Here is a 12,682-nt window from a genome sequence, read left to right as displayed (position 1 = left end):
CTATAGCTCTGTCACTCCTACACCCACTCACCATTAGAATTTACGCGATAGCCATCTGGTGTTGTAGTATTAACTAAAAGAGCTCCTGAATTTGTGAAGTAATACCAGGATTTTTCAACTTTAGACCAGCCACCTTTATTCATATCACCTGAACCGTTGAGGTAGTACCAGACATTTCCTACCCCTGCCATCAGTAGACTCAACCCCATTGCTGATCCTGCCAGTACATGTTTTAGTTTCATCTTCTATTTTTCCTTTTTATTCACTAATCTTATAGTAAAATTCGTTTGGATCTGCTAATGCCCCCCCATACTGGGTAATTAATAAACGATCTTTACTGCTGTCAGAAGCATCTTCATAAGATGTATTACCTCCATTAAGAGGAGGATGCACAATTCCTTTGGGAATTAGAGTGACAGCTGCTCCACCTACGCCACCACTAAATCCGATTCCAAATTTTGCCATATTATCTACAATTCTAGGTGGAGCCGGTGTTACTTCAGCTCCGTTTGTAAATCCATTTTCATCAAAAGTGACTTCGCCACCCTTGTTATTCTTCCAAGTACCTTTGATACTACTAAAGTTTTTCTGATGAATCTCAGCCAGATGAGCACCAGGTTCCTTAGCCTGCTCCTCTAGGTCAATAAAGGGACGACTAGCTGAAGCATCATCAAAAATCAACCAGTTCAAGCCTTCCAAATCAATCTTTTTAATCCCATCTAGCCCTTGTAAATTTGAAGGATCATCTGTCTCTCTTAAATCATAGTTGACTGAGCTGGCTTCCTGATAACGACCATCTGCAAAGAGATAAGTTTTAGCAATGGCCTCTGGCCTAGAAGCACTAAAAATCAAGTAAGAGATAGCGCCATTTTCATAAGGAATCAAGATTTGACGTGAACCACCTTTCCCCGCAACTCCACCAGCCTTGACCAGCTGAGCTCCCTGATCTGTCAGATAGTAAATCCCAAGTAGAACCTTATCTTGCTTAATCAGCAATTCTTTCTTTCCATCCTTATTGATATCGTAGAAAGTATAGCTGATATCTTTCCCTTGATAATCAAACAAAATGGAATCAATATAAGACTCTTCCTTATCACCTGTCGAATTCTGTGGCATTTGTTGTTTTTGCGCTGTCTTAACTCGCTCTCTATAGGAATCTAAGATATTCTGATAGACGATTTGGTAATCAATCTTTGCTTGTTCAGCTTTTTTATCTTCTGAAGCACTGGTTTGAACTGTAGCATCAGCCGACTCCCCTTCGCTTGTCTGGCTAGCTTGCTGCCCACAGGCTACTAATAAAATGACTGAGCCAGACAATAACAAGCCACTTAAAATGCTTTTCTTGGACATAATACCTCCTTTATTTCTTTTTAAAAGATTTACCAGCTAGTATACCAGAAGGATCTGAAGTAATAGTCAACTCTCCACCTTTAATCTCATAACCTAGTTTCAGTGAAGACAATTCAAGAGTCTTTTCTTTCTGATTGACCTTCATCTCATCTGTCTGCTCTGTTGGCTTGCCTTCTGTCAGGATACCAATCGTTTTTCCTTTGGTATGAACTTTTCCCTTGTCACCCTTGATTTGGATGGTTACAGTTGCTTCTTCCATAAATGGCATGCTACCTTGGTAGACATAAGTTCCATCTGCTGATGAGCAGGCTGCCAGAAGCAATAAGCTAGTTACTAAGGATAATACAAATGCAACTTTTTTTTCAATTTTTATCCCTCTTTTTTCTTTAAAATAATTCCTAATCCTACCAAGAATCCATATCCTAATAAAGCTAGTAGGCTGATTTGACTGCCGGTATTTGGCAATGCTTTTTGTCCAGCTTCTTCTTGGGCTGGAGATAGAACTGCAGGTGCTTGGTAGCTTGGTGCTGGTCCCACAGGTTTCACGTTCTGGTCCCCAGCTTGACCTGGTTTGTCGGCATTCTGTTGGTCACTTGGTCTGTCACCTTTAGGAACTTTATTTGGTTCTTCACCTTTTGGTTGCTCTACTTTTGGTTTTTCAGCTTTTGGTTTTTCAACCTTTGGTTGTTCTACCTTCGGTTCTTCTGTCTTAGGCTGTTCGACTCTTGGCTGTTCTACTTTTGGTTCGTCAATTTTCAGCTCTTGCTTAGGTAATTTATCAAGCGGGAAATCTGGTTGTTCTGGTTGAATCGCACCTGGTCCGTTTACACCACCTTTGAATTCTGGTTGTTCTGGAATAAGTGCGTCGTCGATTGTCTTACGTAGGAGCAATTTTTGATACTCGCGTTCTGCATCATCTTTAACTTTACGAGCTTTTTCAGCTTCGTCTTCTTTTTGCTTCACGTCACGTTTCAAATCATCTACGTGCTTGCAGAGTTCATCCAACTCTTTTGACTTAGCTTTCAATTCAGCTTCTAAATTGGCTTTTTCTTGGCTTAAGCGAATTGTTTCCGCCAACTTGTCTTTTGCTTTTTGAAGTGCGTCTTCTGCATCTTTCAACTCTTTATCGGCTTTCAAACGCTCAATCTGGGCATTTTCCAAATCTTTGTCTTTTTGCTGACTTTCCGCCAATTTCTTAGCCAATTCTTTGTCGGCTTCGTCTTTTTCCTTGCGAGCTTTTTCCAGACGCAATGATTTGGCATTATCGTCAAGTGTCGCACGTTCTAGCTTACGTTGAGCGTCTTCTGCTTTTTCTTTAGCTTTTTCAAGCTCTTTGACAGCTTCCGCACGTTTTGCTTCTTTGGCTGGTGTTTCAGATACTTCTTTTTCTAGGTCGGTAATGCGTTTCTCAATTTCTTGAAGCTCTGTTTTCACTTGTTCCAAATTAGCTTCAGCAGTCTTCTTATCAGCTTTAGCTTTTTCCAATTCGGCTTCTACTTCTTGTTTGTTTTGTAGAGTTGGTGTTGGAAGGTTAGCTGTTGAATTTGGTCCATAGAGGTCATCATACTTAGCTTTTTGGATGTCTGTGTTATCGTTGTCAATATATTTTTCACTTTTCACTTTCAAAACGTGAATACGGTATACGTGTGTGAAATCAGGGTCACCAAGGTCAGTTAAAAGTTGTCCACCTTTGATGATTGATGTATTTAATCCTACGGTGTCGGCTTGTAACAAACTATAAAAATGACCGTAGCCACCTGTCAAGTAACCTTCAGCAAAGAATGACATAAATGACTCTGTCATACGTGCAAGCAATTCACGTTTAGTCATTCTATCTGAACCCATTGGAACATTCATGAGGTCTTCATAATATTGTGTATGCGTATCAACACCAGGATCTTCGGACGGTTTTAATCCTCTTTTTCGAGCAACATCATTAATTCCTCGCCCAAAGTGACTTAGGTCTTGATAGCCATTGTCTTTATAAATTTTTGCTACTTCTTTGGCAAAATCTTTATTGTTTGTATTGAGTTTGGCTTCTGACAGACCTAATTGTTTACGAAGACTGTTTAAAAGAGTAACAAAATGGTTGTTTAAATCATCCACAACATCTTGAGGTAGATTGTTTGGGTCATATTTAACATCATTTTCCCCATCTTGGATTCCAGTCTCACTAATATTACTGATACGTTCCATCCAGTTCTCATTTGTTTCACGGTCTAGTTTAGTCAACTCTTCTTCTAGTCGGCGAATATCTTTACGATATTGTTCCAACCAAACGTTATAGCGAGCGTTCCATTCTTCATCCGCTTTGTCAATTTGGTCTGCATCCATGCCTGTCATATCTGGATATGGCTCTGGGTACTTATCCATACGTCGTTTGATGAGCTCTTTAGCTTTTTCTCGCCATTCTGGAGTTACAGTTACATCTGTTGGATACTGTACGGTTTTCAATTTTTCTTTAGCGTCTTTGATGGCTTGTTCTGCGTCTTTGACAAGACCTTCTTTTACAGTTTTTTCCGCTTCTTTGTCGGTTTTGTTTTGGCGTTCTTGAACTTTCTTAGCTTCGCGCGTTTTATCGTCTTCTTTTGCTTTTTCAAGCTCTATTTCCGCATCGCGTTTAGCTTGGTCTTTTACAAGAACGTCTTTATCCGCGGCATCTTTTTCTTGTTGAGCCTTTTCTTTCGCAGCTGGGTCAAAGTCGTCCGTTGCGTCTTTCAACTCTTTGTCAGCCTTTTCTACACCTGTACGGGCCTTATCAAGCTCGTCTTTAGAGAGTTTGGCTTCGTCAGACTTTTTAGTCACTTGGTCAGCCTTATCTTTGGCTTCGGCTTCTTTGTCTGTTTTAGCCTTTTCTTTAGCGTCTACATCTTCTGTTTCCTTTTGGATTTTCTCAGGTGTAGCATCTTTTGCCTTTTCAAGGGCTTTTTCAAGAACTTCTTTTTCAGTTTTCTTTGCGTCTTTATCTTTTTGCGCTTTATCAAGCGTATCTTTGGCTTGTTCAGCATCTTTTGCTTTTTGGTCGGCATCTTTAGCTGTATCCACAGCACGTTTTTCAGCGTCAGATAGGTCTTTGTCTGTGACCTTATTGTTGATAGTAGAGTTGACTGTGTTTTCAGTTGGAGCTTCAGTAGCGAGAACTGTTGTAGCAGTTGCAGCGACTCCCAAACCAGCAACTGTAGCAGTTGTTATAACCAGGGACTTTTTCATCCTTATCTCCTTTATTTTTGATTGACTTGATTATACAGTAAATAATCCCCTTTTTGGATATTTCTACTGAAAACAGTAGAAATTTATCCCCCCCCCCCGACTTTTTCAAAAAAATCTACTAAAAACAGTAGTTTTTTCCAAAAATGGAGAAATTTAAGTTATAATAAAACCAATAAAGTTCAAGGAGAACATTATGGAATCAAAACACTATGGAGAAATCGTTTATAAAATCCGTCAAGATCGCAATATGAGCCTTAAAGAGGCTGCTGGAGATGCCATTACTCCCAACAACCTCAGTCGCTTTGAAAAAGGTTTAGCAACTGTCAAAGTCGATACTTTTTTTGAAATTTTGAACAGATTTAATTTAGATCCAGCAGACTATGCAGAATTGTTACATATTCAAGATGAGCATACTCAAAGATTAAAACAAATTTCCAATGCAATCAGTAAAGATGATATAGCTAAAGCCAGACAACTATTAGGGGAAAAAAGTGAATGGATAGATCTCATAGAATATTACACCCTAAAATTAGCCACTAGCAAACGTTCAATGAGATTGGGTGAATTCACTCCTGATGAACTAGAAGCTATTCATTACTTGATTGACTATATCTTAAGTATAGATACACTTTATATTCGTGATTTTACTATTGTTCTTGTTCTCTTTCTATTTGAAGATAAATTTTTTGAAGTACAATTCCTTGAATACCTCGAAAATCTAATCGTTAAAGGATTAGATAAGTTTAAATATAGAACTGTAGATTTTGCTCGCTTATATATTCAGTGTGGTACTAGCTTGGTGAGGACTTACTCTCGCTATGGCTACTATGACAAAGCTGAAAAACTCATCTATAAGTTAAAACTAATACTAACTCAAGAAGCCTACACTGACATTGCAATAAATCCCCTATTTCACTTAAACATGTATGAAGTATACAATCTACTTCGACAAAACAATCCTAAGGCTATTGAACTAGCTAATACTCTTCTTCATTACATTGATGCCCAGAACGACCTTTTCCCACTACCAAATATGTTTTATATAAAAAACTCATTTATCCAAGAGGTTCAACGACTAAATGAAACGGGTATTCCATTCCCTACGGAAGATGTATAATAACTATCAACAGCAGTTTAGAGCAAAATATTTACAACTTTAAAGCACCAAAGTCACTTTAGACCTTGGTGCTTTTTGACTTGATTTTAAAAGAAAAACCCACCAAGCTGAGTTGATGAGTCCTTAATCTATTTTCTAAATTTCCACTGGCTGTAAATCCCAAAACCGATAATCCAGATAGCTGATCCGATTGCTCCTACAAATGTAGACTCTTGTAAAAAGAGGGTTACAAAGACAAAGGCAAAGAAGAGCATGGTTAAAGGATTTAGGAAACGATAATGGGGCATGAGATAGCCATCCGCCATAAAGTCTGGTGACTTGCGGTATTTAAGGTGAGCCACCATAATCAAGATATAAATGGCGATATAGACACCTGATGATGATGCCGTAATCAAGGCAAAGGCATCGGAAACTCCTGGCAAGACATTGATAAAGGCTGCTAGGGCAATCAAGATTGCTGAAGCGATGATAGCATTTTGTGGCACATTGTGTCTAGAGAGAGTATCTGCCTTAATAGCCTTCAAGAATAGATTTGGTGAATCATGAGCAATCTGGTACAAATGACGACCTGTTGAATAAAGGGTTGAGTTAAGAGCAGATGCTGCTGAGGTCAAAACGACGAAGTTAATCAAGGCTGCTGCCCACTTGATACCTGCCAATTCAAATACCGTAACAAAGGGAGAATCAGCTGAAGCAAGTTCACGCCACGGAATGATAGCCATGATGGCTAAGAGGGCACCACCGTAGAAAAAGGCGATACGCAAAGGAATTTCCTTAACGGCTTTTGGCAAGACCTGACGTGGATTTTTGGTTTCAGAAGTTGTTACCCCGATAAATTCAATCATGAGGTAAGCAAAAAAAACCATCTGAAAGGCCATGACAAAGTTCACTCCACCATTAGGGAAGAGGGAGAAATTGTCGGTGATATTGGCCAAACTTGCTACTCCATGAGGTGTCTTAAAGCCTGTCAAGACCATAAAGACCCCTGTCGCAATCATGGCTAAAATAGCCACAATCTTGACCATCGCAAACCAAAACTCAACTTCCCCAAAGAGCTTCACCGCAATCAAATTGACCAAGGCTAGAATGGTCAAAAATCCAATCTCAATCATCCAACTCGGCCAAGTTGGGAACCAAAATTGCACATAATGTGCGATAGCAGTGATTTCCGCCATACCGATAAAGACAACGGATAGCCAGTAAGACCAAACTGAGAAATAGCCCCAGCACTTACCCAAATGGCGCGTGATAAAGTTGATAAAGGTATGTTGCTCAGGGTCTTGGTAGAGCATTTCCCCAACTGCACGCATCATGAGGAACATGAAAGCCCCAGTAATCATATAAATCAGTACAATGGAAGGACCTGTTAGGCTGATAGAGCGACCTGCTCCCAAAAAGAGTCCTGTTCCGATTGTTCCCGCAATGGCCATAACCTGCACGTGACGATTGGTCAGACCACGCTCCATCTTATTTTTTTTCTTCTTTGAACTCATATCGTCTCCAATTCAATTTAATTTATACTCAATGAAAATCAAAGAGCAAACTAGGAAGCTAGCCGCAGGCTGTACTTGAGTACGGCAAGGCTACGCTGACGTGGTTTGAATTTGATTTTCGAAGAGTAGCAAAATGGAAAAAGGAGTGAGTGAAGCGCATCGCCTCCCCACTCCTTTTTTCTATTTTTAGGCTGTTTTTTCAACCTTCAAGATTTTTACATCATAGCTACCAACAGGTGTTTCAATGGTTGCTGTGTCACCTGTTTTCTTGCCAATCAAGGCTTGTCCAATTGGGCTTTCATTTGAAACTTTACCTGCAAAGGCATCCGCACCCGCTGAACCTACAATAATATAAACTTCTTCTTCGTCCTCACCAATTTCTTGGATAGTGACTGTTTTACCAATCGCTACTTCATCTTGAGCAACTGAGTCGCTATTGACGATTTCAGCATAGCGAATTTTTGTTTCCAAGCTAGAGATTTGCCCTTCGACAAAGGCTTGTTCATCCTTAGCTGCTTCGTATTCACTGTTTTCAGAAAGATCACCGTATGAACGGGCAATCTTAATGCGTTCTACCACTTCTGGACGGCGAACCAATTTCAATTCTTCTAATTCTTTTTCAAGTTTTTCCTTTTCCTCAAGGGTCATAGGATATGTTTTTTCTGCCATTTTTCTCAACTTTCTTTCGATAGTATTGAATCTCTATCTGAGATTCTCATTTTTGTAGTCTTAGTTTGAACTACTATTTTGAGTAAGCTTGCTATTGACGTGCTCAGCTACATTACGATCATGTTCTTCCTGTGTCACTGCGTAATAGACTTTACCATCTGTAACATTGGCTACAAAGTAGAGGTTCTCACTCTTTGTTTGGTTAATACTTGCTTCAATCGCGTCCTGACTTGGACTATCTACTGGACCAGGCATCAAACCAGGTTTGGTATAAACATTATATGGTGAATTAATCGATGTGTCAATTCCAGCATCATCTGCTAGGCTAATATTTTGGCCAAGTTTCCCTTGGGCATACAAGATTGCAATATTGCTTTGAAGTGGCATACCAAGGTTCAAACGATTGTAGAAGACACCTGCAATCAACTTACGGTCTTCAGTCTTAGCACCTTCTTTTTCAACAAGTGACGCAATTGTTAGCAATTCATTGACTGTCAAGTTTTTAGACTTGATTGCACTATAGTGCGGAGTCAAGGCCTTATCCATAGCTGCCAGCATCTCATCAATCAAGCTTTCAATAGTTGTGCTTTCCTTGATAGAGTAAGTCGCTGGGAAGAGGAAACCTTCTAAACGATAACGAACCCCACTTTCTTTCGTTGGCAAGCTTTCGAGTAGGTTTGGATATTTAGCAACTTCTTGACTGATAAAGTTGTCATCTTGAACTTTAGCCAAGAAAGCATCCGCGGTCAAAGGCTCTTTAAATTCACCTTGTAATTGGCCTACAGCTTGGGCGATTTGATCAATGGTATATCCTTCTGGAATCGTTAAATCTGCAAGTGAAGGTTCTTGAGGTTCAGGAGTACCACCTTTTTGTAGTTCCTTAATGATATCCTCTGTACTCATGCTCTTTTGCAAATTGTAATATCCAGCCTTCAAATCTGAATAATTCTTATATTTAGCATAAAAAGCAAAAATCACTCCGTGTTTAATCACACCAGAATGTTCAAGTGCTGATCCAATCTCTTGGACATTGGATCCTTCTGGGATTTGAACCGTTACATATTCCTTAGAATTTGCATCAACTGGTAATAAAGATGATTGAACGTACTGGTAACCAAAGTAACCACCTGCTGAAATCAAGGCAAGGAAAATCAGTAGTGAAATGAAGAAAGCCTTCAAATGTGATTTTTTCTTCTTAACTGGTTTAACTGTCTCACGACGACTACGACGTGGAGTTTCAGTAATGACTTCAACAGCTTCCGATTCCGTGACTTGTTCTGGTTTTGCTACTTCTTTCTGAGGTTCTTTTTCAGCTTCAGTCTTATAAGAAACAGCTACTCTTGTTGGAATCTCATTGAATTCCTTTTCTACTTTTCTAGGTCTAACAGGACCTGGTCCTGGTCTTGAGGCACTTTCTTCCGCTGGAGAAGACGGCACATCTTGACTTGGATGGGTTGGGACGGCAGGAGTTTCTCTTTGAAGCTCATCTGCTGGTGAAGCTGGAACATCTTGACTAGGGTGACTAGGAACGATTGGAGCTTCCTCTCTTAGTTCCTTTGCCGGTGATGCAGGCACATCTTCACTAGGATGCTGTGGAACACGTGGTGCATTCTCCATAATTTTTTCAACAGCTGATAGGGATGCATTCATCACTTCTTCATCAGCAATTTTTGTGTCAGGGACAGACAAAGCTGATTTTTTTTCATCAAATTCAGCGGCCTCTTGACGAATCCCTTCATAACGTTTTACTTTTTCTAAATCACGTAAAATCTGCTCTTTAAAGCTTAATTTTTCGTCTTCTCTTGACTTTTCACTCAAAAGTTTATCCTCCTCGTTGACAATCCATAATATTATATCTTAAAAACGAAAGAAAAGCAACCTAGCATGCTTTTCTAGCTTATTTTTTAGCTTCCCAGACCATATCATACCAGGTTTCTCCTGCAAAGGTTGACTGGGACTGGCCTTCATTAAAAAATCCATGTTTTTCGTAGTAGGCGATGAGATAGTCATGACAGGTTAGATTAATGCCTTCTCTTTCGTGTTCAAGCGCCAACTCTTTCAAGGATGTTAATAATTTCTGGCCAAGTCCAAGGCCCTGTGCCTCCTTGGCAATAGAAAGACAGGTCACAGAGATATAACCACCAGACTCATGACTATAATCTTCTATTTCTTCTGTAAAAGACTGATCTAGCAGATGGCGGTGGGGGCCAACTGGTCCTTCTATATACCCCATGATTCTGCCTTCTTTTTCTGCAACCAGAAATGAGGTCTGAATTTCTCGCAAATGCGCCTCAAAAACAGAGCGAGGGATGGCTTCTTCAATCGAGAAATTTTCTAGTTCAATCTCAACGATACGATCCAAATCTTCTAATCTTGCTTGTCTGATTTTCATTGTTCCTCCAGATAAAAGGGATTAAACCAAATCATACTAAAACCTTGACTAGCTGCATAAAGCGAAGTTGCTTCTTCTTCATCAATAAAACCGTTCATTTCAAAATAGGAAAGCAGCTCATCAGGACTCTTCAAACGAATAGCCTTGTAATCCAGCTCTACCGCCACCTCTTTCAAAGCCGCAAGAAGAAGCGTGCCCAAGCCCTGTCTCTGATGGTCAGTATCAATGACTAAAGAATGTATTTCTAGACATTGCGGATTGTGGGGCTGAGGACCACCTAGAACATAGCCCAAAAGCTGATTTTCATCCCTAGCTAGAAGAAAGGTATCCGCACACTTACGGATACTTTCTTCTAAAATATGGGAAGGTTGCTGCTTTTCAGCTGGAAACACTGAGGCCTGAAGTACCTCTATCTCAGCTAAATTTGACTTACTTGCCTGAATAATCTTAATTGGAATTTCCATAAGAACATCCTATTGAACATTGCTTGTCAAATTAGACAAGAGACGTTCAAATGAATACTCATAGGTTTGGATGTCTCCTGCTCCCATAAAGACATAGACAGCATTGTCATGGTCTAGGAGTGGAGAAACATTTTCAACAGTGATCACTTGGTGTTTCTTGTTGATTTTGTTGGCTAGGTCTTCCACTTTAACATCACCATGGTCTACTTCACGAGCAGATCCATAAATTTGGGCTAGGTAAACAGCATCCGCTTGATTCAAAGCGTGGGCAAAGTCATCCAACAAGGCAATAGTTCTTGTAAAGGTATGAGGTTGGAAGACTGCAACAATTTCCTTGCTTGGGTATTTCTGACGAGCCGCATCCAAGGTCGCAATGATTTCTGTTGGATGGTGGGCAAAGTCATCGATAATCACCGTGTCATTGACAATTTTCTCAGTGAAACGACGCTTAACACCGGCAAATGTTTTCAAGTGCTCACGCACCAAGTTCAAATCAAATCCTGCTGTGTAAAGAAGACCAATAACGGCTGTCGCATTCATGATATTATGACGACCAAAGGTTGGAATGTGGAATTGCCCTAATTCTTGACCACGGAAATGAACTGTGAAGGTTGAACCAGTTGTTGAACGAAGAAGATCACTAGCGACAAAGTCATTACCTTCTGCTTCAAAACCATAATAATAAATTGGTGCATCAGACGTAATCTTACGCAATTCAGCATCTTCACCGTAGATAAACAAACCTTTGGTAATTTGTTTAGCATAGTCGTTAAAGGCATTGAAAACATCCTCTAGACTTGTGAAATAGTCTGGATGGTCAAAGTCAATGTTGGTGATGATAGAGTATTCTGGGTGGTAAGGCATGAAGTGGCGCTCATATTCGTCAGATTCAAAGACAAAATATTTGGCATTGGCTGAACCACGACCTGTCCCGTCTCCAATCAAGAAGCTAGTATCTGTGATATGAGACAAGACATGAGACAACATACCTGTTGTTGAAGTTTTTCCGTGCGCTCCAGCAACTCCCATGCTAACAAAGTCACGCATAAAGCTACCTAGGAACTCATGGTAGCGTTTGTAGCTAATGCCATTTTGGTCCGCATAGGCAATTTCGACGTTGTTATCTGGACGAAAGGCATTTCCAGCGATAATTTCCATATCACCGTCTAGATTCTTTTCATCAAAAGGAAGAATAGTAATCCCTGCCTGCTCAAGACCACGTTGAGTAAAGTAGTACTTTTCAACATCTGATCCCTGTACCTTATGCCCCATTTGGTGCAACATCAAGGCCAAGGCACTCATACCTGATCCCTTAATTCCGATAAAATGATATGTCTTTGACATGTTTTCTCCCCTATTCCGTAATTCTTGTCAGATTCAACTCTTGGGCAACCTGACGTTCTTGTTCTTTTTGTTGATTCTTTTTATTGTAGATTTGGCTCTTCTTCAGAAAATCATAATTGTTTTTCTTTGGGCCTGAAGTTTCTTTTGGCTCAGCTTGAGTCGAAATATTGTTCACTTCTTCCGCCAAGATGTAATGAGACTGGGTCAATTTTTGACTATATTTAACAAATTCACCAGGATTTTCCTTTTGGAAAGGCGCAGTAGGTTGATTGCCCTGTCTATCCAAACGTTGCTGAGAAGGGCGCCTTGTAGGAGTAATATCCTTAGTCAGATAACTTGCTGAGCGTTTCTTTTTCAAGTCCGCACGTGCTTCTTCACGCGCCTGCTCCGCATAGCTCTTTCCTTCTTTTTTAACTCCTAAACCAGACTTCTTAGGTTTCTCTACTGGCTTTTCAATCGGTTTTGCTGGTTTTTCTTCAGTAATAGGGGCCCACTCCAGATAATTCTTATCACGGTATTCTCCCTTGATATTACTGATAAAATCAGATTCATCGTAGAGATCCATAACCGGCATTTCAGTCAGCATGACCTCATCATCTGACACCAATGGAAATCGTTCTTCTCTCATTTTCTATTTCCTTTC

At 40.0% G+C, this 12,682-nt stretch carries 12 protein-coding genes; 1 reads left to right on the top strand and 11 read right to left on the bottom strand.

The features are described 5' to 3' along the window. Positions 1–17: 17 nt before the first annotated feature. The 4 genes from FQT24_RS00470 to FQT24_RS00455 are packed head-to-tail and all read right to left on the bottom strand — an operon-like array spanning position 18 to position 4,560. Entirely contained in the window at positions 18–242 is a 225-nt protein-coding gene (locus FQT24_RS00470; RefSeq protein WP_143951851.1) for a hypothetical protein, read from the bottom strand. Between the two features lie 16 nt (positions 243–258). Then, positions 259–1,350, bottom strand: coding sequence for a DUF6287 domain-containing protein (locus tag FQT24_RS00465; RefSeq protein ID WP_143951850.1), 1,092 nt, complete (start codon positions 1,348–1,350; stop codon positions 259–261). A gap of 10 nt (positions 1,351–1,360) precedes the next feature. Continuing rightward, positions 1,361–1,672, bottom strand: a complete 312-nt coding sequence (locus FQT24_RS00460; protein WP_260665935.1) for a hypothetical protein — start codon at positions 1,670–1,672, stop codon at positions 1,361–1,363. 47 nt (positions 1,673–1,719) lie between these two features. Beyond that, positions 1,720–4,560 carry an SEC10/PgrA surface exclusion domain-containing protein gene (locus tag FQT24_RS00455; RefSeq protein ID WP_143951848.1) on the bottom strand — a complete coding sequence of 947 codons (2,841 nt, stop codon included), beginning with the start codon at positions 4,558–4,560 and terminating at the stop codon, positions 1,720–1,722. 193 nt (positions 4,561–4,753) lie between these two features. On the opposite strand from FQT24_RS00455, the gene FQT24_RS00450 reads away from it, so the two are divergent. After that, a complete protein-coding gene (locus FQT24_RS00450) occupies positions 4,754–5,677 on the top strand; it encodes a helix-turn-helix domain-containing protein (protein WP_143951847.1) in 924 nt (307 codons plus the stop codon). A 128-nt stretch (positions 5,678–5,805) separates the two neighbouring features. Here FQT24_RS00450 and FQT24_RS00445 read toward each other — a convergent pair whose 3' ends face one another. The 7 genes from FQT24_RS00445 to FQT24_RS00410 all read right to left on the bottom strand — a co-directional run bounded on the left by FQT24_RS00445 (position 5,806) and on the right by FQT24_RS00410 (position 12,667). Further along, complete coding sequence (locus FQT24_RS00445; RefSeq protein ID WP_185952522.1) at positions 5,806–7,170, bottom strand: amino acid permease; 1,365 nt, start codon at positions 7,168–7,170, stop codon at positions 5,806–5,808. 186 nt (positions 7,171–7,356) lie between these two features. Further along, on the bottom strand, positions 7,357–7,839 hold the full coding sequence (gene greA, locus FQT24_RS00435) for a transcription elongation factor GreA (RefSeq protein WP_000818768.1): 483 nt from the start codon (positions 7,837–7,839) through the stop codon (positions 7,357–7,359). A gap of 60 nt (positions 7,840–7,899) precedes the next feature. After that, complete coding sequence (mltG, locus tag FQT24_RS00430) at positions 7,900–9,657, bottom strand: endolytic transglycosylase MltG (RefSeq protein ID WP_143951845.1); 1,758 nt, start codon at positions 9,655–9,657, stop codon at positions 7,900–7,902. 79 nt (positions 9,658–9,736) lie between these two features. Continuing rightward, positions 9,737–10,231 (bottom strand): GNAT family N-acetyltransferase, encoded by a 495-nt coding sequence (locus FQT24_RS00425; protein ID WP_143951844.1) that lies wholly within the window; start codon positions 10,229–10,231, stop codon positions 9,737–9,739. Beyond that, the gene (locus FQT24_RS00420; RefSeq protein WP_143951843.1) at positions 10,228–10,695 is read right to left on the bottom strand and encodes a GNAT family N-acetyltransferase; all 468 of its coding nucleotides are present in this window, start codon (positions 10,693–10,695) and stop codon (positions 10,228–10,230) included. The genes FQT24_RS00425 and FQT24_RS00420 overlap by 4 nt, the downstream gene beginning before the upstream one ends. A 9-nt stretch (positions 10,696–10,704) precedes the next feature. Continuing rightward, positions 10,705–12,039 carry a UDP-N-acetylmuramate--L-alanine ligase gene (gene murC, locus FQT24_RS00415; protein ID WP_045607324.1) on the bottom strand — a complete coding sequence of 445 codons (1,335 nt, stop codon included), beginning with the start codon at positions 12,037–12,039 and terminating at the stop codon, positions 10,705–10,707. 10 nt (positions 12,040–12,049) lie between these two features. Further along, complete coding sequence (locus FQT24_RS00410) at positions 12,050–12,667, bottom strand: cystathionine gamma-synthase (RefSeq protein ID WP_143951842.1); 618 nt, start codon at positions 12,665–12,667, stop codon at positions 12,050–12,052. Positions 12,668–12,682: the final 15 nt, after the last annotated feature.

This window comes from Streptococcus mitis (assembly GCF_901542415.1).
GTDB classification, from domain to species: Bacteria; Bacillota; Bacilli; order Lactobacillales; family Streptococcaceae; genus Streptococcus; species Streptococcus mitis_BL.
The sequence above is the reverse complement of the archived record's forward strand: the minus strand, read 5'-3'. Positions and strand labels throughout refer to the sequence as shown.